The sequence below is a fragment of the Candidatus Enterococcus wittei genome (genome assembly GCF_002140175.1).
In the GTDB taxonomy this organism is placed as follows: Bacteria; Bacillota; Bacilli; order Lactobacillales; family Enterococcaceae; genus Enterococcus_B; species Enterococcus_B wittei.
On sequence record NZ_NGMO01000001.1, the window covers coordinates 734,986 to 757,858 of the forward strand.

The 22,873-nt window shown below is 35.9% G+C and carries 24 protein-coding genes and 1 tRNA gene; 8 read left to right on the plus strand and 17 right to left on the minus strand.

Annotated elements, in window-relative coordinates; genetic code table 11:
• The first annotated feature begins 164 nt into the window (after positions 1-164).
• Entirely contained in the window at positions 165-332 is a 168-nt protein-coding gene (locus tag A5844_RS02830; protein ID WP_086283728.1) for a DUF3042 family protein, read from the plus strand.
• Between the two features lie 771 nt (positions 333-1,103).
• Here the strand turns inward: A5844_RS02830 and A5844_RS02835 are convergent.
• The 12 genes from A5844_RS02835 to A5844_RS02885 form a co-directional block, all read right to left on the minus strand.
• Positions 1,104-2,897 carry an FAD/NAD(P)-binding protein gene (locus A5844_RS02835; protein WP_086283730.1) on the minus strand — a complete coding sequence of 598 codons (1,794 nt, stop codon included), beginning with the start codon at positions 2,895-2,897 and terminating at the stop codon, positions 1,104-1,106.
• A complete protein-coding gene (locus A5844_RS02840; RefSeq protein WP_086283732.1) occupies positions 2,894-3,259 on the minus strand; it encodes a DUF488 domain-containing protein in 366 nt (121 codons plus the stop codon). The genes A5844_RS02835 and A5844_RS02840 overlap by 4 nt, the downstream gene beginning before the upstream one ends.
• A 569-nt stretch (positions 3,260-3,828) precedes the next feature.
• Complete coding sequence (locus A5844_RS02845; protein WP_086283734.1) at positions 3,829-4,224, minus strand: rhodanese-like domain-containing protein; 396 nt, start codon at positions 4,222-4,224, stop codon at positions 3,829-3,831.
• A 14-nt stretch (positions 4,225-4,238) separates the two neighbouring features.
• On the minus strand, positions 4,239-5,204 hold the full coding sequence (locus A5844_RS02850) for an ROK family glucokinase (protein WP_086283736.1): 966 nt from the start codon (positions 5,202-5,204) through the stop codon (positions 4,239-4,241).
• A complete protein-coding gene (locus A5844_RS02855) occupies positions 5,204-5,416 on the minus strand; it encodes a YqgQ family protein (protein ID WP_086283737.1) in 213 nt (70 codons plus the stop codon). The genes A5844_RS02850 and A5844_RS02855 overlap by 1 nt, the downstream gene beginning before the upstream one ends.
• Positions 5,417-5,436: 20 nt before the next feature.
• The gene (locus A5844_RS02860; RefSeq protein WP_086284074.1) at positions 5,437-6,135 is read right to left on the minus strand and encodes a rhomboid family intramembrane serine protease; all 699 of its coding nucleotides are present in this window, start codon (positions 6,133-6,135) and stop codon (positions 5,437-5,439) included.
• Positions 6,136-6,338: 203 nt separating this feature from the next.
• On the minus strand, positions 6,339-7,007 hold the full coding sequence (locus A5844_RS02865) for an RNA-guided endonuclease InsQ/TnpB family protein (protein ID WP_256924519.1): 669 nt from the start codon (positions 7,005-7,007) through the stop codon (positions 6,339-6,341).
• Positions 7,008-7,220, minus strand: a complete 213-nt coding sequence (locus A5844_RS14755) for a helix-turn-helix domain-containing protein (protein WP_179190525.1) — start codon at positions 7,218-7,220, stop codon at positions 7,008-7,010. It abuts the gene before it with no gap.
• A 100-nt stretch (positions 7,221-7,320) separates the two neighbouring features.
• On the minus strand, positions 7,321-7,863 hold the full coding sequence (locus A5844_RS02870; protein ID WP_086283739.1) for a 5-formyltetrahydrofolate cyclo-ligase: 543 nt from the start codon (positions 7,861-7,863) through the stop codon (positions 7,321-7,323).
• Between the two features lie 418 nt (positions 7,864-8,281).
• Entirely contained in the window at positions 8,282-9,286 is a 1,005-nt protein-coding gene (locus tag A5844_RS02875; protein WP_086283741.1) for a FecCD family ABC transporter permease, read from the minus strand.
• Positions 9,283-10,272: a FecCD family ABC transporter permease gene (locus tag A5844_RS02880; RefSeq protein ID WP_086283742.1), complete on the minus strand. Its 990-nt coding sequence runs from the start codon at positions 10,270-10,272 to the stop codon at positions 9,283-9,285. The genes A5844_RS02875 and A5844_RS02880 overlap by 4 nt, the downstream gene beginning before the upstream one ends.
• Positions 10,269-11,072 (minus strand): ABC transporter ATP-binding protein, encoded by an 804-nt coding sequence (locus tag A5844_RS02885; RefSeq protein ID WP_086283744.1) that lies wholly within the window; start codon positions 11,070-11,072, stop codon positions 10,269-10,271. Before A5844_RS02885 ends, A5844_RS02880 begins: the two co-directional genes overlap by 4 nt.
• Before the next feature lie 165 nt (positions 11,073-11,237).
• Here A5844_RS02885 and A5844_RS02890 point away from each other — a divergent pair, with 165 nt between their 5' ends.
• A complete protein-coding gene (locus tag A5844_RS02890; protein WP_086283746.1) occupies positions 11,238-12,197 on the plus strand; it encodes an iron-hydroxamate ABC transporter substrate-binding protein in 960 nt (319 codons plus the stop codon).
• 219 nt (positions 12,198-12,416) lie between these two features.
• Here A5844_RS02890 and A5844_RS02895 read toward each other — a convergent pair whose 3' ends face one another.
• Entirely contained in the window at positions 12,417-12,908 is a 492-nt protein-coding gene (locus tag A5844_RS02895; RefSeq protein WP_086283748.1) for a dihydrofolate reductase, read from the minus strand.
• 86 nt (positions 12,909-12,994) lie between these two features.
• On the minus strand, positions 12,995-13,159 hold the full coding sequence (gene rpmG / locus A5844_RS02900) for a 50S ribosomal protein L33 (protein WP_002320810.1): 165 nt from the start codon (positions 13,157-13,159) through the stop codon (positions 12,995-12,997).
• A 214-nt stretch (positions 13,160-13,373) separates the two neighbouring features.
• Between rpmG and A5844_RS02905 the strand changes: the two genes are divergently transcribed.
• Positions 13,374-13,820, plus strand: a complete 447-nt coding sequence (locus tag A5844_RS02905) for a DUF2188 domain-containing protein (protein WP_086283750.1) — start codon at positions 13,374-13,376, stop codon at positions 13,818-13,820.
• Positions 13,821-14,064: 244 nt separating this feature from the next.
• On the opposite strand, the gene asnB is transcribed toward A5844_RS02905, so the two are convergent.
• Entirely contained in the window at positions 14,065-15,960 is a 1,896-nt protein-coding gene (asnB, locus tag A5844_RS02915; RefSeq protein ID WP_086283752.1) for an asparagine synthase (glutamine-hydrolyzing), read from the minus strand.
• A gap of 1,191 nt (positions 15,961-17,151) precedes the next feature.
• Between asnB and A5844_RS02920 the strand changes: the two genes are divergently transcribed.
• Both A5844_RS02920 and A5844_RS14505 read left to right on the plus strand, forming a co-directional pair.
• A complete protein-coding gene (locus A5844_RS02920) occupies positions 17,152-17,889 on the plus strand; it encodes a hypothetical protein (protein ID WP_086283754.1) in 738 nt (245 codons plus the stop codon).
• A gap of 643 nt (positions 17,890-18,532) precedes the next feature.
• Positions 18,533-18,715, plus strand: a complete 183-nt coding sequence (locus tag A5844_RS14505) for a site-specific integrase (RefSeq protein ID WP_244610824.1) — start codon at positions 18,533-18,535, stop codon at positions 18,713-18,715.
• 541 nt (positions 18,716-19,256) lie between these two features.
• Here A5844_RS14505 and A5844_RS02930 read toward each other — a convergent pair.
• Both A5844_RS02930 and A5844_RS02935 read right to left on the minus strand, forming a co-directional pair.
• Positions 19,257-19,344 (minus strand) — tRNA-Ser (locus tag A5844_RS02930).
• Between the two features lie 267 nt (positions 19,345-19,611).
• Positions 19,612-20,178 carry a TetR/AcrR family transcriptional regulator gene (locus A5844_RS02935; protein ID WP_086283756.1) on the minus strand — a complete coding sequence of 189 codons (567 nt, stop codon included), beginning with the start codon at positions 20,176-20,178 and terminating at the stop codon, positions 19,612-19,614.
• Positions 20,179-20,430: 252 nt separating this feature from the next.
• On the opposite strand from A5844_RS02935, the gene A5844_RS02940 reads away from it, so the two are divergent.
• The 3 genes from A5844_RS02940 (at position 20,431) to A5844_RS02950 (ending at position 22,854) form a co-directional block, all read left to right on the plus strand.
• Entirely contained in the window at positions 20,431-21,759 is a 1,329-nt protein-coding gene (locus A5844_RS02940; protein WP_086283758.1) for a DUF1576 domain-containing protein, read from the plus strand.
• Positions 21,728-22,063, plus strand: coding sequence for a hypothetical protein (locus tag A5844_RS02945; protein ID WP_179190526.1), 336 nt, complete (start codon positions 21,728-21,730; stop codon positions 22,061-22,063). Before A5844_RS02940 ends, A5844_RS02945 begins: the two co-directional genes overlap by 32 nt.
• 194 nt (positions 22,064-22,257) lie before the next feature.
• A complete protein-coding gene (locus tag A5844_RS02950) occupies positions 22,258-22,854 on the plus strand; it encodes a TVP38/TMEM64 family protein (protein WP_086283762.1) in 597 nt (198 codons plus the stop codon).
• Positions 22,855-22,873: the final 19 nt, after the last annotated feature.

Genomic DNA, 22,873 nt, shown 5'->3' on the forward strand with positions numbered 1-22,873 from the left:
ATCAAGTTCCTTCTTTCCATTTTATTTAGTAAATTTATAATAAAACATTTACTAAATATTTTCAACAGATTTATTGAAAAGGATTACAATTAATCGTAAGACTAGCCTTTTTCATCATTTTGTTTCATAATAAAGACAACAACTAATAAACGAGGTGGAGAATTATGAAGAAATTTGTATCTGGGATTTTAGTAGGAAGCTTAGCAACTGTAGCAGCAGTCGCAGGCGTAGTTGCTTCTGTCAAAAAAACAGTCATCGATCCAATCGATGAAAAAGAAGCCATGATCGAAGAAAACCGTAAAAAAGCCATGAGAAAACGCGTTTCAAGATAAGGTCGTGAAAAAGCCGTCCAGCTCTGAGTAGTAAGAAAAAAAAACGAGAAAATAGCTTCTTCTATTTTTTCGTTTTTTGACTTACTATTGAAAGAGTTGGCTTTTGAACACCGTTTACCAAGGTCGTGACAGCAGCGCCTTGATTCGAGCAGTAAGGAAGAATCTCAGAAAAATAGCTTTTCATTTTTTTTGAGATTTTGACTTAGTGCCGAGAATCAGCTGATGGAACACCGTCTATCAAGGTCGTGAGAGTTGGGTTTTGACCTGAGTAGTAAGACAAAAAATCGGAAAATAGCTTCTCCTATTTTTTAATTTTTTGTCTTAGTGCCGAAGGTTACCCACTCGAACGCCGTGAATCAAGGTCGTGAAAATTTAGTTCTCTCTTACTTTCAAATGTTCCCTGGCAAAATGACTGTTATCGAGTCTTGCCATAGTTGATCTTGATGGAAAACAAAGGGCGTGGGATCAAAATGTTATTTTCTTTTGTTTCATGCTCTAAATACATACATATAAACAGCGAAAGTAGAAGCAATTTCGAGAAATAAGCCAAAATTCACAAAAAACTGAAAAGCCATTCCCGTGAATCACTTCTTATCTATCGGAGTTAAACGCTTCTATCCCAGCCTCTCTTTTTATGTCCGTTCTAGTTCTTCTATGATAATATTCTGACAGAAATAAAAAGAACAAAACAATCGAAAAATACCAAAGGAACGGAAACTTATTTTCGTATTTCTTTGGTATTTTTTTGAATATGGCTCATTCTATTTTCTTTTAATTTTTGTTGTTTAAAATCAATTGTGCAATACGATCTGTCTGCCGTAAATTCCAAGAATCACTGACTGGACGTGGAACCGAAGCTGTTAGCCAATCGACTCCTTCAATAGGGATACCAATACAAAACAGGTTGGTTTGAATGGTTCCTCGTGCATCGATCACTTGATAAGTGGCACGATCAACGTCGATTGCGCCTGAACAGAAGGTGCAAGATTCATCACTAAATTGAAAGGATCGAACGAGACCATCTTTACGTAAATGTTGAAGTATCGGATTTTTAGAAGTAGCCAAATCGTTTTTTGGTAAGCGTGCTTCAATTAAATAACGACTTTTTATCTCCTCACTCTCATTATAAAATCCATTCTTTACTCGGTGTACAGTGAATGGTGGGGTAATAAAATGAAAAATCCCTGCTTCTACTAGAGCTTTCAATTCTTTTGTCCGCAAGAGTGGCGGCCCGATCGTCCAAAATGCATCAAGTGGTGTAAACCATTCCCATAATAATTCTTGATATTCTTTCGCTGAAAAAATTTCCCACATCATTGCTTGATGGATCAGATTACGCCAATCTTTCAATGCATCAAACGTAGCAAGCAAGGCACTACCACCCGGTGTTTTTTCGGTTTCACGGATTTGATGGTCAAGATAAGCTTGAATCTCTTTCTGATAATTATCTGATAAATCAACAAGCTGCCACGACCATTTGTAAGGAAGTAATTCAAGATAATTTTCACACAGCTCGTTGTCTGACTTATTTTTAACCATATATTCAATGTTATTTTTGGGGATCTTCAAAGAATGTTCTTCCACTACTTTTTTATAATAATACAATTCAACTTCTTGTTTTAGTTCAGCAAAAAAACGTTTTCCAGTAAGCTTGCCAGCAGAATGAAGCGTGTTCATATAGTCTTTTGTTAATCTCTCAGGGATGGCTAGTGTTCGACTTTCTTTTCCTTTACTCCCACGAGGAAAATAAGGCAGCCCATGACGTGAACCAGCGTATACAGTAGGTTCTTTCCCTGAAGAATGGTAGATCATTTTACCAGCAACTTCTTCAAAACGGCCGCCTCTTTTTAATGTGAATAATGCGACGTAATCAAAGAAACTCAATCCTAACCCCCGAATAAAGACCACTTCTTTAGCTGGGATCTTGGTGATATCAACATCAGCAGGATTAGCAGGTGGTTGATAAAAAAGCTGGTCCTTTTTTGCATGATCACTCAGCTTCTGTTCCTCTTCTGTCAACTCGTTTTTCCAATGTCCCGTTGCTAAAACTAAAGCATCCACCAAAACCGATTGACGTGCTGTTTCCAAAAGAAAATGTCTTTGTACTTTCTTGATCCCCGTCACCATCGATTGGTTGCATTGGATGCTATCAGGGAACTGTTGATGTAATCGCTCGAAAAACCAACGTTGGTATGCGCCAAAAAGACGCCGACTTGCTGGTTCATTTTCCGCTAAGCATTGGGCTTCTACAATCAAGCCTTGAGTATTCTTTTCTTTTATCTTTGGAATAAATCTCCTTGCTTCCTGCTTGCTCCATTGATATAAATCAGGACCAGAAGCTATTATTCCGCCACTGGAGATAGTTTCATCTGTAAACAAGGTTACCTGAGAAGAAATGGAATTCATCAGTAATTCTTCGGATTGATTCAAGCGCCAAACTTGCCCGCCAGGACCACAAGGGTCAAAAATAATGAGTTGGATATCTTGTTTTTTTTGATTATTTACAAGCAGTCTTTCTAGCATGCTCAAGCCACGTGGTCCTGCGCCAATGATTCCGATTTTCATCCATCCACCTGCTTTTCTATGTATTCTTTTAATACAACCGCTTGATTTTCTTTTTCATTTTTTGCTGCATAGACCAATGTTACCACAGGTTCTTGTTTGACTAGTGCTATTAATTGCTTTACAGCTTGTTGCTTTTCTGTATCTGTTTGTAGTTCTTGTCGATAAGCTTTCACAAATGAAGGAAAGTTTTCCGATTGATGGCCAAATGTTTTTCTAACTTCTGTACTTGGTGCAATCGCCTTTAACCATAGATCTAAATGTGCGTGTTCTTTTGATATCCCACGTGGCCATATTCGATCAACTAAAATACGGTAACCATCACTTTCTTCATAGTCTTCGTAAATTCGTTTCAAGTGGATCATTGCTTATCACTTCTTCCTTATTGTTAAATTGATCATAGCACAAATCTTCACTTATTTGAAAAACAAAGGAAGGACAAAAAGTTGGTTCTATCTCTTTACTATTTAAGACGAATCATTAATATTCGAGTAATGGGTCAATTAAAAAAGACCATAAAACATTATGCTGTTTTACGGTCTTCTTTATTTTTAAAAGTATAATATCAATGTACTTTGTTGTATATTCCAGCAACTATCTTGAGTAAGATAAGTCAAAAAACAAAAAAAGTGAAAAGCTATTTCTTTTTTGTTTTATCACCAGTACATAACGCCGTTATTTACAACCTTGATAGACGGCGTTCCATCAGCTGATTCACAGCACTAAGTCAAAATCTCAAAAAATATGAAAAGCTATTTTCTGAGACTCTTCCTTACTGCTCGAATCAAGGCGCTGCTGTCACGACCTTGGTAAACGGTGTTCAAAAGTCAGATCTTTCGATATTAAGCCGAAACTTGAAAAAATATTAGGAGCTATATCCTCAAGTTCCTTCTTAATACTCAGAGCTGAACGGCTTTTTCAGAACCTTTTTTTCCTATACTTTTTTGCTTTTGATTTTTCCTGACCAGCTGTCGTAACCGCCTTTAAGAATGTAGATATCTTTATAGCCTGCTTTACGTAATTGGTTGGCTGTTCGGATGCTTAAGCTCTTTTTTTGGTCGTAGATATAAATTGGTTGGTCTTTGCGGATCGAACCAAGAGAGTTTTTCAATACAGTATAAGGAATGTTTCTCGCTCCTAGAATATGTCCTGCATCAAACACATCTTTTTCACGTACATCAATGACTTGGGCTCTACGCATGCCTTCACGAAAAGCTTCTTCTTCAAGAACTGTCGCTGAGCGTTTTACCATCACGCGTAAGTAAATTTCCCAAAATGCAATTCCAAGAATGATCAATAATAAAATGATATTAATAACCCATAAAACCATGTAATGCCTCCACCTTATTCTGCAAATTTCAAGGCTAAAGAAGCAGCACCGATCACGCCAGCCTCATTCCCTAATTCTGCTAATTTGATTTTTGTTGATTCTCTTACTTGTGGGAATGTAAATTCTCTAAAGTATTTTTCTACACGACTGCGTAAAAACTCACCAGCTGCAGAAACGCCGCCACCTAAAACAATACTTGATGGATTCAATGTATTTCCTAGATTCCCACATGCTAAACCTAAGTAGAAACATACACGATCTACTACTCGTAGACCAAAAACATCGCCTGCTTCTGCCATTTCAAAGATGTCTTTACTTGTCACTTCTTCTCCATTATCAAGCATTGCTTTTAATTTTGAATCCCCAGCGTATTCTTCTGCCAGTGCACGAGCCACACGAACTACTCCGGTCGCACTAGATACTGTTTCTAAGCAGCCGCGTTTCCCACACGTACATTCAAATCCATTTGGATCAACTGTGATATGCCCGATTTCACCAGCTGCTCCGTTCACACCGTGTAGTAAGTTTCCACCAGCAACGATTCCACCACCGACACCTGTTCCAAGTGTTACAAAAACAACATCAGGGTCATTTTCGCCAGCACCTTTCCAGCGTTCGCCTAAGGCTGCCACATTCGCATCATTATCAATGGCAAATTTGATACCAGTGCCTTCTTCAATCAATTTTTTGACAAATTGGAGTTCAATCCAATTTAAATTATAAGCACCGATTACTGTACCAGCTTCACTATCGACGCTACCTGGTGTACCCATGCCGATACCAATAAAATCTTCTGCTTTCATATTGTATAAATTCAACCGATGATTGATAGATTCAATGATTTCAGGAATGATATGTTTTCCATCATCCAAAATATTGGTATCGATACTCCATTTTTGTTGAATCTCTCCTTCCGGTGTCAAAATTGCAAATTTTGCAGTTGTTCCACCTAAATCAATCCCAATAATTTTTTTGTCCATTACCATTTTCCTTTCTTTCGGCTTTCTTCTACTCGGTGCTCTCTTTTTAAGATGCGCCATGCGGTCATGTATGTATCATGATCTATCAAATGACTTTCGTAAAGCTGACGTAACTCGATCGTCATCAATTCGATGTCATAAATGCGTGCACCTACATAGATAAAGATACCAAATTTTTTGAACAGCTGTTGTACATCATACAAGCTCTCCATCTCAAAGCACTTCCTTCACATTATACAAGTAAACCGTAATTTTTTAAACCCAATAAAACACATATTATCAAAAGAAAAACAAAAATGATGACGGATAAGATCCGTTGATGAATCGAATAATCGTTGAACCTCTTTGGTAACCCAACAATATTTCCAATCAAAAAGCCACCAATGATCCCACCGACATGGCCCCATATGTCAACAGAAGGATCCATCAAACTAAAAAAGAATGACAGCGCAATAAATGTCACATAACGCCGGACTGTCTGAGTCACCAAATAATCATTTTTATAGTGAAAGCCCAAAATGAAAAGTGCACCGAAAAGACCAAAAAGTGAAGTGCTAGCTCCTCCTGAGAGAACACCTGCATCATTAAATGCAAAACTGACAAGATTTCCCATAACACCACTTAGCAGATAAATAAAGAAGAAACGAGTATGTCCATAGAGTGTTTCGATTTGTTCTCCCATAAAATATAAAATCAAGGAATTCATGATAAAATGCACTAAGCCGAAATGGATAAATATCGGAGTGATCAGACGCCACCATTCATTATATATAACAATAAAGGGTCCATACATCCCCATATGCTTAGGGATATCCAAAAAAGGAAATAGTTCGATTCCGATAAAAACGATGGTTTGAATCCCCAAAAAAAGATAAGTCAAAAGCGGCCTTCTAAGCCATGCTTTTAATTTTATTTGTTGTTGATACGTCAAATTCATATAAAACCGTTGCCAAAAATCTATAAATATTTCTAACCAACTATAAAAGTTGTCAGATTTATGTTTATTTCCTGTTTCTACATGTCCGATTTTGCCACTTGCTCGCTACTCTCGTTTGCTTTAACACTCCGCAGGCGTTAATTCGGATACAACGAATCCTACATATCTACGTTTCTGTTTCAGTAGAAGCTCGTAGATTAAGCAATATAACTCGCTAAATTTAGACTTGCATTATAATCTCTATCCGCTGTATATCCGCATTCTTCACAATGATAGGTGCGATCAGACAATTTCAAATCTACTTTCTTATATCCACATTCGTGGCATAGTTTTGAGCTTGGATAGAACTTATCTGCTTCTACTAATTCAATGCCATAGTCTTCACATTTATACTGTAGTTGGCGTTTGAACTCATAGAATTTTTGTTGTGCGACTGATTTAGCTAAATGCTTATTTTTCATCATTCCCTTTACATTCAATGTTTCGACAACGATTTTCGATGGTTTGGTTTTCACTATCTCCGTTGTTGTTTGATGGATGTGGTTCTGACGAATATTTCCAAGTTTTCGATGGGTATGCCGAATTTCTTTTTCTAATTTATAGATGTTACATGTTTTGACAAATCGAGTTCCCTCCTTGTTCATCTCGTATTTTCGAGAGACTTTACGCTGTAACCGACGTAATCGTTTCTCAATCTTTCTTACTTTGCCTGTTTTGTTAATATTTTTGTAGACTTTACCATTAGATACAATCGCTAAGTCTTTGATACCAAGGTCAATCCCCAGTATTTCTCCTGTTAAGTTCTGTGTTGGTTGCACTTCATCAATACCAACTGAAATATACCAATACTTCCCATCAAAACTAATTCATGGATTAGAATACTTTGTATTCATTGGGATTTGTTCACTAGTTTTTACCCAACCGATTTTTTCAAGTAAAACGTGTTCTTCAGAATAATAACGAGTACCACCTTGTGAAACATGGGCAGATTTCAATTTCCCTTTTTTATCCCAGTTTCTCAAGGTTTGTGGCGTTACGCCTATTTGTTTTCCAAATTCACCTATTGAATACATAGTCATAGTTTTCACCTCAATAGGAGTATACAAAAAATCGCTAATATAGCCTATATTTTTATAGATATTTATATATTTGTTTTAACTATTGTTACCCTCCTTGTTTTTAGTCAATCCATAATTGTTGGATTTTTTGATCAAAGCTTTCTGGCTCCCATTCGCTATTAAGTAATTCACGAAAAACAAGACTACACGTAGCATTCGAATAACGTTTCAAGTAACGGTCATAATACCCACCGCCAAAACCGATCCGATATCCTTCTGGATGATAAACGAGTCCTGGAACAATGAGCAAATCAATTTCTTCTGGTAGAAATCGCTGATTAGACACCGGTTCAAGTACACCAAAACTTGAACGTTTGAACATAGTATCTTTTGTCCATTCATAAAAAGTCATTTGTCGTTTTGGTAATGTCTTTGGGACAATAATGATTTTCCCCTCCACCCTTGCCTGTTCAATGATGGGCTGAGTAGCTACTTCAAATTCACTGGAGATCGTTATTCCAATGACTTTTGCTTGCTTCCACGAATCACTTGCGTATAGTTGTGAATAGATCCTTTGCTCTTTTTGCTTTTTACTTCCGCTAGCAGCAATTTTTTTAAGTCTTTCGATACCCGAACGACGTAGTTCTTCCTTTCGTTGTTCCAAATGATCACCTTCCTATCCTACGTTAAAATGGTAGCGGAAAACAGACAAAATAGCAATTGAACTTTCCACTAAATTTCCGTTCAGATAAAGCAAAAAGACAGATGAAGTTTTTTCCCATGCACCTCAATCTGTCTTTTCTATTGATAAATCCATAAAATAAATACACGATCCATCGCTCAACCAACTCTGATTCTTCCTACTATTATTCAAGATTGGCGATTAATGGCTAACACCTCTTTTGGCTAAGTGTTCTTCTCTAGCTGATTCATCCTTCGAACGTGTGTAACTTAGTTTTATTTTTTCAATTTTTATTCTTAGTATTTTATTCTCAATCTTTTGAACCAGTACATCTATTAAAAGCGACACATCGAGATCACCAAGAATTTTTTTACGCTTTATGATTGTAGCAAAGGTAAACTCATTGAGTGAGCTGCTTCTTTTGCATGCGAAAGAGCAAGTAAAGAAAATAGGGTGCCCCCATCATTGCAATCAAGATACCTGTAGGGATTTCACCATTTGGCAAAATCAGACGAGCAATAATATCTGCGACATTCACAAATAGTCCGCCAAAAAGCCCACTTAAAACAAATGTCCACGGTGTTTCTTTTCGTAAGAGGATTTTTGCTGCATGAGGCGCAAGAAGACCAACAAAAGATAAACTTCCTGCCACAGCAACACTTCCACAAGCTAATCCGACAGCGCATAATAATAGGATGGACTGACTTTTCGAAACATTTAGCCCCAGACTTTGAGCCCTTTCAGCACCGAAAGATAAAATTTCGATCCTGCGGCTATAGAAGAATGCAACAGGCAATAAAACGAAGGCCCATGGTAGAAAAGCCCAAACGTAAGGCCAACTCGCTCCCCAAATCGATCCAGCCAGCCAAGAATTGACAAATCCATAGTTTTCCTTAGAAATCCTTATCGTGACTAACAGCATCAAAGCAGAAAATCCAGCATTGACAGCAATACCTGAGAGAAGTAATCGGTTTAGCGCTAACCGCCCAATACGGCTATAAGCGATAAAGTAAACTAAAAATGCTGCCACTGTTCCTCCTATAAATGCTAATATTAATAAAAGAAAAGGCAAAGTATGGTTCGAAAAGAAACCTAGATAAAGCATCACGAAAAAACCAGCTCCAGAGTTGATTCCTAAAATACTTGAATCGGCTAATTCATTTCGAGTCACGCCTTGCAGTAAATAACCTGCTGCTCCTAAACAGGCCCCTGCTAATAAACTGATGATTAGACGTGGCAAGCGAAATTCAGTAATAACAAGTTGTTGTGCTGGACTTCCTTGTCCTAAGAATACATCCATCACTTGATCTGCATAAATCAATGGTGTACCGATCATTAGACTAGCCAGACCACTAAGCGCCCAAAGAGCGAGCAAACTAGCAGCTATCCAGTATCCTTTTTTCATAGACGTTCTCTCCTTATTTGAACCAGTAAAAATGGCACACCGATCAATGAAATGACCAAGCCAAATGGGGTTTCAAATGGTGGATGGATCATCCGTGCCACAAAATCTGCAAGCATGACTAAGATCCCACCAGCAAAAAAAGAAGCAGGTAACACAAAGCGATAGTCCGTTCCCATAAACCCACGAACGATAGGAGGAACCATTAAGCCAATAAAAGAAACGGGGCCAACTAACGAGACAGCAATCGCTGCTAAAATAGACACTAATAGAAATACTAAGAACCGTGTTCTGGTCGGATGACCTCCAAGGGCAATCGCATGGGATTCACTTAAATGAATCAGTGAGATCGACTTTCCTAATAAAAAAGCACCGGTAGCTGCAAGAACATAGATAGGGAATAGTACCTTCAATTGATGCCAAGTAATATTTGCTGCTCCACCAACAAACCAAAAAGTCAGATCTTGTTGCAAATTAAAAAGTTGAGTCAATGCTTGACTGATCGCTGTAAAAAAGGAACTGATTGCTACCCCGGCTAAAATCATCTGCATCGGGTTCAAGCCAACTTTTGAAAAACTGAAAAATCCTAATACAATCAACGTAACCACTAGCGAGCCAATCAAAGAGACAAGAAAAACCGCAAAAGAAGAAACCTTTGGCCAAAAAGCAAAACTAAGAGCCATGGCTAATGATGCGCCTGCATTGATCCCCAGCAAACCCGAATCTGCTAGATTATTCCGTGTGACTCCTTGCATCAACGCCCCACTCAAAGCAAAACAACTCCCTACGAGAAATGCACCTAAGACTCGTGGCAAACGAATGTTTCGAATAATTTGTTGTGATTGATTCGCAGGATCAAATTGAATGAATGCTTGCCATAGCTCATGCTTACCTATTTCAGACACCCCATTGGATAAAGAAAAAGTAAAAACGAGGAGCGCAAGTAAAAGTAATAAGCTAAGTTTTTGATATTTTTTATTTGTCTTCATTTAGTGCCCTCCTGATTTCGAATAAGATCGTAAGTTAACAGGACAGGCTTATTAGTTTCAGGCAAATCTATAATTTGTGCATCAATCTCAAAAATTTCTTGCATCCAAGATTTCGTTATGACTTCTTTCGGGGTTCCTTCGACCACTAACTCCCCTTGCTTCATACCAATCAAATAATCAGAAAAACGCGAAGCATGATTGAGGTCATGGATTGACATCAAAATCGTGGTCCGTTTGACACGATTGATTTCTTTTAATAATTCAAGTATCTCTAATTGATGGGCAGGATCTAAAAAAGTAGTTGGTTCATCAAGAATCAATATATCAGCTTCTTGTGCCAATGCCATAGCGATCCAAACTCGTTGCGCTTGTCCACCAGATAAGCTAGCCACATCTCTTGAACGTAAAGGAACTAAGTTTGTTGCTTCTAAAGCCCATTCAATGGCTTGAAGATCTTTTTCATCCATCGCACTAAAAAGTTTCTGATAAGGATATCTACCATAGGAAACGACTTCTTCGACTGACATTCCTGAAGGAGAATCACTTGTCTGAGCGAGTAAAGCTAATTTACGCGCCAATTCTTTTGAATGATAAGTCGTGACCTCTCGTTCATTGACAATGATCTTTCCATTAGTTATAGGCAAGATTCGGGCAAAACTTTTTAATAACGTCGATTTCCCGCTTCCATTTGGTCCAATCAAACTAGTGATTTTTCCTTCGGGGATATCGACAGACAAATGTTCTATGATTTTTTTATTGGGGTAACCAGCAGTTATTTCAATAGCTTTTAATCGTGACATGTCTTCCCCCCTTTTGATGAAAATCATTCTCAATTATGAAGCTACTTCACAAATTCGTCAAGCATAAGTTTAGGTTATTCTAAGGTAAAAAACGGTTGACACCGCTTCTAAAATCAGGAATAATAGCAATTGAGAAAGATTCTCAATTACGTTTGGAGGCATGAAATGAAACGAAAAAATAAATTCTTCACAATCACAAGCACTTTATTGGCTATTGGTGTATTCGCTGCATGTTCGCCAGCTTCTAAGCAAACAGATAATACAGCTTCTTCCACTACAAATATCGATAACGGGACCCATACTGTAACTGATACTTTAGGTCATTCAGTAAAAGTTCCAAATCAACCAAAACGGATCATCGGTAGTTACTTAGAAGACTACCTCATTGCATTAGGCGAAAAACCAGTTGCCCAGTGGACCGTTGGTAGCGGATCAGTTCAGGATTATTTACAAGAGGATTTAAAAGAAGTTCCTACGATTTCTTATGATCTTCCTTATGAAAATGTCTTGAGTTTTGAGCCGGATCTTTTATTGGTCTCTTCTTCAGCCACAGTTGAAGGAGGAAAATATGAACAATACCAAAAAATTGCGCCTACTTATGTAGTTAAGAATGGAACAGATGTGACTTGGGAAGATCAACTCCAAGATATTGGTCACGTCTTGAATAAGGAAGACAAAGCCAATGAGATCATCTCGGATTATCAATCACACGCCAAAGAAACAAGAGAAAACCTTGCAAATAAAATCGATGGGAAATCTGCGGCTGTCTTGTGGGTCACGAATAACTCTGCTTTTATGGTCAGTCAAAATCGCTCAAGTGGCAGGATCGTTTACGAAGATTTGAAATTCGAAGTCCCTGCACTTGTAGAAGAAGTTTCCAAAGAAGCAACTTCCGATTGGTCAGCTATTTCATCTGAAAAATTGGCTGAACTAGATGCTGATTATCTTATTCTAGTAAATAGCGATGAACAAGCCGCAATGTTTGATGAACCTGCTTGGAAAAACCTAAAAGCTGTCAAAGAAAATCACGTGTTAGAATTTGGTCCAGACTCTAGCTGGTTATACAACGGACCGATTGCCAGTCGCCAAATGATCGATGATATCAACAAAGAATTAACGAATTAACTGGCATACGTTCTCGAACGATCCGTATAAAAAAAGATTTCATATGTACAATGATCATCAAAAAAACTGTGACAATAAGCCTAGCTTGAAAGAAAAAAGTCGGAGAATGACGAAAACAAATCGTTTTCGTCATTCTTCGACTTATTTTTTAATGAAAAACATAGTCACAACCTCTACCATATTTATTGTATCAAATACTCTCCTATAATTGAGAGGAAGTTATTTTTTTTGCCATTTTTGAAAGCGATGTGGATAATGATTTTCTTTGTCCACGATCCCTTCATGTTCTTCTACTAACTCAAACTCACTAAAGTCAATGTCTCCGATATACGTATCCCCAGTAAATTCCGCATCGATCAACGTCCGCCAAATAATTGCTGTTTCAGGAAGTAACGCTTGAAAGATGCGACTTCCGCCAGAGACGTAGATATCTTCATCTACTGTTTTAGCATAAGCTAGTAATTCTTCAATGGAATGCATGACTTCTGCATTTTCTTTTGTTTGAAAGTCCTTTTGTGTAGTCAAGACGATGATATGACGATAAGGAAGCGACAGATCACCCATTCCTTCATACGTTTTTCTACCCATGACTAAGATCCGATTCATCGTATGCTCTCTGAAAAAACGCATATCATTTGGTAATCGCCAAGGCAAAAGACCATCCTTACCAATCAGACCATTCTTATCTTGTGCCCACATTGAAATAAACATCTACTGCCACTCCTTCCTCCTACTTACTCCCCTTATATAAATAAAAAAAGCTCGGGACTTCACCCAAACTTTTTTTGTTAAAAGAATTATTTTGTTTCACGGTGTAACGTAACTTTACGTTCGCGTGGGCAATATTTTTGTTTTTCCAAACGATCAGGATTGTTACGTTTGTTTTTGCTTGTTAAGTAATTACGTTCTTTACAAGAAGTACATTCTAAAGTAATGTTTACGCGCATGTTTTTCCCTCCCATTTTAACTAGAATTCTCTAAGAAGACTCTCAGACTTGAATATCTTACCATGATTTTCAACAGATTGCTAGCCTTTTTCATGAATTTGTTAAGTAGATCTACTTGACGTGTAAAATGGCAGCATTTTTCGCGAATGAAACAGATTATTTTTCTTTTTCTGAACACACGCTTACACTAATAAATATAAATTGTGATTTTTTATAGGAGGAGATAATAATGCCTTGGAACATGAACGATTTTCCACCAGCCATGAAAAACTTAGAAGATCTGACCCGTAAAAAAGCAATCGAGATTGGTAATGCCTTATTAAGTGAAGGCTACCCTGATGACCGAGCAATCCCCATCGCAATCAGTCAAGCGAAAGAATGGTACGACGATGCGGATGAAGAAGAAAAAAAAGCATTCTCTCATGAAAAAAATCCACAAAAAAATGACTCCCATGAGCAACACCCGCATACAAAAAAATTATTAAATGCCAATGTGCTTATAAAATATGAAGAAGATCACTGGATCGTACAATCTGAAGGAGCTGAAAAAGCGAGTAATCACTTTGATACGAAACAAGAAGCGATTGAAAAAGGCAAAGAAGTGGCCCAAAATAAAGAGTCCACACTGATTATCTATAAACAAGATGGTAAAAAAGAGCGAGAAATCAAGTATTAATAGAAAGTTATACTCAAAATATCCTAACAAAAAAGGCGGAAACAGAAGTAATCACTCCAAGAAATAAGAAGGAATTCATGAAAATTGCTTTTTCAAATTTTTGTGAATTTCAGCTTGTTTCCGAAGGGTGGCTTCTGCTTCTGCCATTTATACGTGTTTTGGGCGTGGAACAAAAAGAAATAACACTTTTGCCCCACGCCCTTTATTTTTTAAATTTTTTTAGTACAACTTGTTTTTTCTAGAATCAGACCGTTACATAATCGATCGCTTCTGCTTGAGGGATCGTTTCATCAATGAAGTAGACTTTATACCAAGTCAAGAAGCTAAAGATCGTCCAGATTTTCCGTTGTTCTTCTCTTCTTCCTTCATGATGGTCATTTAATAATTGCATGATTTTTTCTTGATCAAAGAATTCTTTTGCAAAATCAGCTTCAAATAACGCCTTCACTTGTTGATAGCCATGCTCTTCTTTTAACCATGCTTTGATCGGCACAGGGAAACCTAACTTCACACGATTCGACCATTCTTCTGGCAAATGTTTTTTTGCCGCTTGTCTAAAGACATCTTTTGTATTGTTTTGATTTAAAAGAAATTTACTTGGAATTTGTTGTGCCAATTTCATGACTTCGATATCTAACAAAGGCACCCGTACTTCTAAAGAACTAGCCATAGATAGTTTGTCAGCTTTTAATAGAATATCTTTTGGCATCCATTGGTGAAGATCGACATATTGCATTTTGTTTATTTCATCTTCGATTTTTTCTGTATTTGCATAATGTTCTGTCATGATTTCACTGACAGAGGGTGCATTTTGGAACTCTTTCGTTAAGAATGTTTCAGCTTCTGTTTCTTCAAATACACGAGCATGACCAATGAAATATTCTTTAGCCGGTGCTAAAGATTCATACAAATGGATGCGCCCATGGAAGTTTTTCATTTTACCAATTTTTCGTCCGAGATTATATCTTGTGCCTTTTGGTAATTTTTTCAACCCTTGGGCAATGACACGAATAAATTTGGAATTCGTGTGGAAACCATACGTTTGATAACCAGCAAATAATTCATCTGCCCCTTCACCTGATTGAACGACACGAACACTTTGTGAAGCTAAGTTCGCTAAAAAGTATAGTGGAACACAAGACGGATTAGAATCCGGTTCATCCAAATGGTACTGGATCAATGGGAAGGCCTTGAAGGACATATCGCCATCGATTACTGCTGCTGTGTTATCCAAATCAAGCATTTCTGTTAATTTTCTTGCTTCGATTGCTTCATTATAGGTTTTGTCATCAAAACCGATTGAAAAAGAGTGGTCGGGTTTTAAAACAGAAGTGACATAACTAGAGTCCACCCCACTGGATAAAAATGACCCAACTTCCACATCACTGATAGTATGAGCTTTAATTGAATCTGTCACAGTTTGATCGATTTGGTCGATCCATTCTTGACGTGAGTGTTCTCCTTTTGTTTCGAAGTCTGCATCCCAGTACTGTTGGATATCTAATTGACCATCTTTATAAGTGAAATAGTGTCCTTCTGGTAAACGATGCACTCCTTTAAAAAAGGTTTCGCCATTTAAAGGAGAATATTGAAAGGTCATATACGGTTTTAAAGCTTCTTTGTTCAACTCTTTATTAAAATCTGGGTGTGGTAAAAAACTTTTGATCTCAGAACCAAACATAAAGGTGCCATTCATTTCAGCATAGTAATAAGGTTTGATCCCAAAATGATCTCTTGCTCCGAATAATTCATTTTTTTCATTATCCCAAATGGCAAAAGCAAACATCCCACGAATTTTTTGTAATAAGTCAGTTCCCCATTCTTCATAGCCATGTAACAAAACTTCTGTATCTGCATGGGTTTGAAAAACATGTCCAGCTTTGATCAACGTTTCTCTTAACGGTTGATAATTATAGATCTCTCCGTTGAAAATAATGATTTTTGTACGATCTTCATTATAGATAGGTTGTGTTCCACCCTCTAAATCAATGATACTCAAACGTCTAAATCCCAAAGCAACTTGCTGATCAATGTACTCCCCTGAACTGTTAGGTCCACGGTGAATAATTCGATCCATCATTGCGTTAACTATTGCTTTTTTATTGTCTTTATGATTAACAAATCCTACGATACCACACATCAATTTTCACATCCTACTAAAATTACTTTTCTCATTGGCTACCACATGAATCTTATCATATGAAAATGTCAAGAACGACTAATTTCCCTCTTACATTTTTGTCACATGAAAACATATATTGAAAATTCCATTCCTTTTCATTTGAAAAGAAGTTTCACTACTTAATTTACCATGTTTTTTTCAAGTAAGCTACTGGATTCTCTCATAGTTGAAAAATATTTTTCGTTATTCAGTAAAACAATACTTTACTAAATCAAATGCATGTTTTTTAGAACTACCTATCTAAAAAAGCTGCTGTATTAGCTATCAATTAATGCTGAAGTTTTAATTCAGAAATAATCCCTAGTTTTTTTAAATTTGTTTTTCATTAAAAATCCATTGTTGAACATCAGAAAGATTAACGGACGAAAAATAGCTGGAGCAAGTATTATGATACAGATTTTTCAAAGTTTATAAAATTTGAAAAACCACTATTTTCTATATGACAGAAATTTTTTTAAATCATTTCCCCACCGCCCACTGTTGAACTATTCATAAAACCAAATCTTCTCACAATACGGAAAAATATGAATCTATTCTAACTATTGATTCTTTCGGTCATTCAATTAATTGTTCAAAGTTGCAACAACACTGCCTAGTTACAATCAGCAGACCTTGAAGCCACAAAAAAAATATTTGTTTTATCTTATCTAGGAATTAAGTAAGACCTAATGAAAATGGAGTGAGTTTCAATTATCCATTGAAAACCAAAAAAGACACGACTGAAACCGTGTCTCATGTGGCTATAAACGAACCATAAGCGATAAGATCATGTGAAGGATACTTTTCTTCATCATACAATATAGAGATTAAATTAATATATCTTGCCTCACCCAACCTATCGCAGTTGAGAGAGGTTCATTTCGTACAGCAAACTATTGTTTCTAATTTGTGAAAAACTAGCCTCAAATCTTTCACTTTATTACGTATACTGATTACATAAATATCGATAGGAGAAATTAAAATGGAGTGATTTTTGTATGGCTAAGAAAGTTATTCACGAAGAAGAATGTAAATGAACAAACATCTAGAGTTCAAATTAAATTAGGAAAATCTAAAAAACAGGCGTTAGCAAAAATTGAATCAAACGATAGCCTGTGATGAACAACCTATCAATCATAAATATATATACATAGATTGGAGAGATTAATAATGGAACACGCTGTTTCAAAGAATACAGAAGATGGACTAGGACAACTATTATCAAACAAAAAACTGCAAAAGCGGAGCTTACATAAAAAAATACAACAAGCTAATGAGAAAATTAAGAATACGCTAGATAATCCAAGATTAAATCAAGCAATAGCAACTGACAAATCACCTATCATTTCTCTTCAAATTAAAGCCAGGAGATTTAAACTAATGGCGTTAAATGGGGATTTGAGCAAGAGCGGTCCACTTCTTAAAAGGCGTCTGGCATCAAAACAAAGTGTTCATTCACACAATAATTCAGTACAGCAAAATATTAAATTAGAGGAATCTGAAATTCAGGTGTTAGAAGAATCGATGAAACTATTAACGAAATGGACGAACGCTGAAATGGAATCTGGAATTCAGGTATTACTACAAGAATTGTCTCAAGCGATAGCCTATGGCGAAAAATCGATCAATCATGTTTTATTAAACGAGGCTAAACAAGAACCATTCCACTTTGAATCTAAACAACTTCCGACATTAGCAAACCGAATGGAAAATCTTCCTAGCCCGAATCGAAAAGCAGCAGAAGTAACACTCGAACAGTTATCAAACATAGATCCGAAAGTGATAAAAGGATCGTTAAGGATTAAGTTAGCAACAGCATTATTCGAACAGAATCTAGTTTACCTTAACCAAATATCGTCTAAAAGCTATGTTAAACACTCATCTTTCTCTCATGAACCGAGAGCTTAATCTCAAATTTCTATATATGCTCATTAAAGTTGGCTATTTTATAGAATGAAAATGATTAAAAACGATGAAAAGGTAAAAGCTCGTTTAGGTCATTCTGATATCCAAACGACCATGGATACCTGTGTAAACATTTAAACAACTAAAAAGTATTAAAAAAAGATGAAAAAAATATCAGTTTAGTATGTATTTAGGAGTTGATCCACTAACAGGAAAAAAGAAAGACAACTCGACATGGTTCTAGCACTCCATTAGCCCTGTCTCTTATACACATCTAGATGTGTATAAGAGACAGGTTATAGCACTCCATTAGCCTTTGCGAGAGCTTTAAAAAGGTTAGAAAAGATATTAGAAGTTTCTATAACACAAAAGAGTAAAAAATTTGAATATATTTACAATCTCTGTTTTGAAAACTACAAAAAGACCATTAAAGACAGTATTTGATCCTCCATTAAATAAATTTTTGATACTCATATTCTGAAAATATTTAGAGCTAAATTTATTAATGAAATAGACGTTTTTTTCTGTCAAGATGCAGTAACTACATGGTCTGATAGTCACTCTGAAATTTTCAAGAAAAGCAAAAATTACATATCTAGTGTTTTTGATTATTCTACTTCTTTACAAATCATAACTTGCAAATCCTATGAAATTAGTTTCTGTTCCACGCGGTGAAGCTCTAATCATTGAAGATATAAAAAACGAGTTTTATATCAAAAAAGAATTAATTGAACTTTTAGAAGTGATAAGAAATGATGAAAGATATTTATTCTTCTCTCTTTTAGCCTTTACAGGCATAAGAAAAGGAGAAGCTTTTGCTTTACAGTGATCTGATATTGATCGCTCAATATTAATAAAACTGTTACAAGAGGGTATCAAGATAGGTTAATCGTAAATAATCCTAAATCGAAGTCTGGTAAAAGAAAAAACTATCTACACAACGTTATCATTAGTTTATTGAAAAAGGATTATTTAAAAAATAGAAATGTTGTTTTTATTCAAAATGATAATGGGATTTTCCATCATGATAGTTTGTTATATAACCCTACAATTTCACATTCTTGGATTAATATCATATGAACATCATCCAGAACCAACTAAAAGGATTACGCCTCACGGTTTTCGACATAATCATGCCTATCTCCTTTTCGAATCAGGAGCCTTTCTAAAAGATGTTTAGGGAATGTAGTTATTCAAAACACTTCAAGTATTTACACTTATGTAAGTGAAACTCAAAAAAAAAAAGTCATAAATGATTTTATAGCTTTTATGAAGGATAATACTCAGGGAAGTCAAAAGGAGAGTCAAAAAATATTTTAGGCTAAAAAATACAACAGACACGACTAAAGTCGTGTCTGTTGTGGCTATAAAGGAAGGTACGGGACTTGAACCCGTGCACCACATTACTGCGGCTCGCCGGATTTCGAGTCCGGTGCATTACCACTCTGCCAACCTTCCATGAGTACTATTTTTAAACTTTTCTCTTAAAAAGTCAAGACTATTTCAATTCTTCAGTAAAAAAAAATTCTATATCCTGAACATCTATTCAAACGAATAGGCTCATGATTCCTATTTTTCCAATAAGCCAATAGAATGTTAATAAGCTTCCTTTATTCCTTCACTTATTTTACATTTGAATAAGAAGACTGCCACGTTATCAAATCCAAATCAAAAAAACTTCTTTCTTCTGAAGATTACTCTTTAGAAAAGAAAGAAGTTTTTTGATTAACGAATTTTTTCAGGATTTTCAATTTTTAAAATAGATTCAATTGTTTGTTGGATAATCGAGATGATTTGTTCTTCTGTTGGATGCATAATACTTGATGACATCAGTGAAGCAATTCCTGTAATCGTTACCCAAGTTCCTGTATGCAAAGCATCGATATACTCATCGGATAAATCTTTGTATCGTTCATCTTGCTTGACGATATTCCGGAAATAATTATAAGAGAAATCATGTATTTTTTGTCCGTTGCCATGTTCATCAATATAAAGAGCCATGTATAGGCTATGATTTTTCTTCGCAAAGTAAATATAATTTAGACCTAAATCAATAATTTTATCACCCGTGCGTTCAACTGGAAAAACATCTTCTTCCAATTGTTGGAAAATCAGATCCAATAATGTATTCTTCAGATCTTCCATATTTTTAAATTCTAAGTAAATCGGCTGAGTAGATATCCCCATCTTTTTTGCAATATTTCGAGCAGTGAACCCTTTGAATCCTTCTTTTGCAACAACTTCATAAGCAGCTTTAAGAATTTGATCCTTCGTATAGACTTTTCTTCTCATAATAAACTCCCCCACTTTACTACATTATATGTTGTTTTATTTTAACCGATTTCTACCTGTTTTTGCAAATAATATACTTAAATTGTTATATTTTAAAAAAATAATATGTTGTTTTTATTACTTCAAAAATATTTCGAATTTTTATCTTTATAATTTGATTACCCTTACATTTTTTGGTTTTATGCTGAAATGGAGTTGACCTACAGTTTTCATTCACGTTATAGTTAAATAAATTGAAAAAGAAGGTGTGTAATGAAGAGAAAAAATGACGTTATTTATATTCATCCCCAAAAAAGAACAATCAATCAACGAAAGAACTATTTTTTCCTTATTTTTACTGGAATGTTTTTTCTTATCATTGGGTTATCAACAGATACATTCACCAATAATATCCGCGGTCTTTACACCATCATGACCTCCCCAAGCAACTTATTGACAGACTACTTAGCCTTAGCAGGATTTGGCAGTGCTTGCATTAATGTTGGCTTATTGACTTTATCCGCCGTGTTACTGGCTTATCGTCAGAAAGTTATTTTAAACGGAGCTTTGTTTGCTTCAATCTTAACTGTCGCTGGTTTCTCCTTTTTTGGGAAAAATCTATACAACTCGATTTCAATTATTATTGGCGTATACTTATATGCACGTTATACACACAAACCGTTTTCTCAATATATCATGGTTGGACTTTTTGGCAGTGCATTATCTCCTGTAGTCAGTTACATTACTTTTGGAATGGGACTATCTCTTGCTTTTGGTGTGTTTCTAGGAAATTTAGCTGGGATTCTTATTGGCTTTTTACTTCCTATTTTAGCTGTTCAAACATTAACTTTTCATCGAGGATTCACTTTATATAATATAGGGTTCACTTCAGGTTTGATCGCGATGATCATCACTGGGACGTTACGCTTATTTAGTTATTCGATCGAAGTTCGTTCGATCATTTCAACAGACTACCATCATCGATTGACTTGGATGATTTTCATATTTTTTATTTTAACCGCCTTTTGTGGCTTTTTCTTTAATGCATCCAAGTTCGTTGGTCTTAAAGAAATTTATAAAGCTTCTGGTAAACTGACGACCGATTTCATTGCGACTTCGGGCATTGGTGCTACACTGATGAATATGGGAATGGTTGGATTATTACTCTCCTCTTACGTCTTGTTTGTTGGAGGCACGTTGAATGGTCCAATCGTTGGTGCTATCGTTTCAGTTGCTGGGTTTAGTGCCTTTGGTAGTCATGTCCGAAACTCTTTTCCAATATTAGTCGGGATTTATTTGGCTTCTCTTCTTGGAACATTTTACGAATTAAATCACACGACAATGCTAGTAGCAGCTATATTTGGTACTGGTCTTGGCCCGATCAGTGGTTTTTATGGCAGTTTATATGGTGTGATTGCAGGGTTTCTACATATTGCATTAGTCCATAATGTCAACACGCTACATGGAGGTTTAAACTTATATAATAGTGGATTTTCAACAGGCTTCATTGCAGGCGTGCTTGTACCAATCCTAGAAAATTTCACGTTGAATAGAAAGGAAAAGAATACATTTGGAAAAAGAATTATCAAAAAGGATCATTGATGAAATCCTTTCTTATTTTTATGCCTATGATATCTTGGAAATCCGAATTGGGTTAGAATATACAGAAGAAGGCTTATATATGGAATTTCAAGGAATCACTGATGTTCCTCCAACTAATTTAGCAATGTTGGCGGATTTTCTAAACACCCCTCGAGATCCAAGCATGGAAATCTACTATCAAGAACTATTAGGCTTACCTTCACATGGTGAAGAAATTTATCGATTAATCGGAAACATGATTGACGATGTCGAAATCATGTATGATCAGCCCGTCCTAAACATCAAACTTTTTCGCCGTATCTAAAAAAACAGAGCAATAAGACTAAAAAATTTGTTTAAATAAGTCTTTAGTAGGATGCTTTTAAAAAAAGAATCCTCTATACTTGGTTTGAACTTACAATTTTGTTTGACGAATCTCACAAAAAAAAATGGCACAAGTGCTCATCTATCATGTAAAGTATAGCTATAAAATGAACGTCTCGAAGGAGTGAACAAAGAATGAATGTTGCAGTATCCCGTAGATTAATGAATATCATTTCAATCATCGGCTTAGGATTTTCTATCGCCATCACTGTTTATTTTATTAATCTAGGTGTTTTTAAAGACTTAGATGCATTAAGAGGATTAGTTGGTGATTCCATTATTTTAGGACCGATCATTTTTATCTTCATTCAAATATTGCAAGTCGTCATTCCAATCATTCCAGGCGGGATCAGTACCGCTGCTGGTGTATTGATTTTTGGTCCTTATGCTGGTTTTATCTACAATTATGTCGGAATCTGTATTGGTTCGGTCATTATCTTTCTATTAGGTCGGAAATATGGCAAACCATTTATCTTGTCTATGATCAGTGATAAGACCTACGACAAATACATTGGCTGGCTTGATAATCAAAGTCGTTTTGAAAAGATGTTTGCTTTAGCGATTTTCTTGCCTGTTGCACCAGATGACGCCTTATGTTTGATGGCAGGTTTAACAAATATTTCTATAAAAAGATTTACGTTGATCATCTTGATTGCCAAACCGCTTTCCATCTTCTTGTATAGTATGGCACTGATTTACGGTGGCCATTACCTCACTGGTCTTTTAGGCTAATGATTTTCTTAAAAGAAAA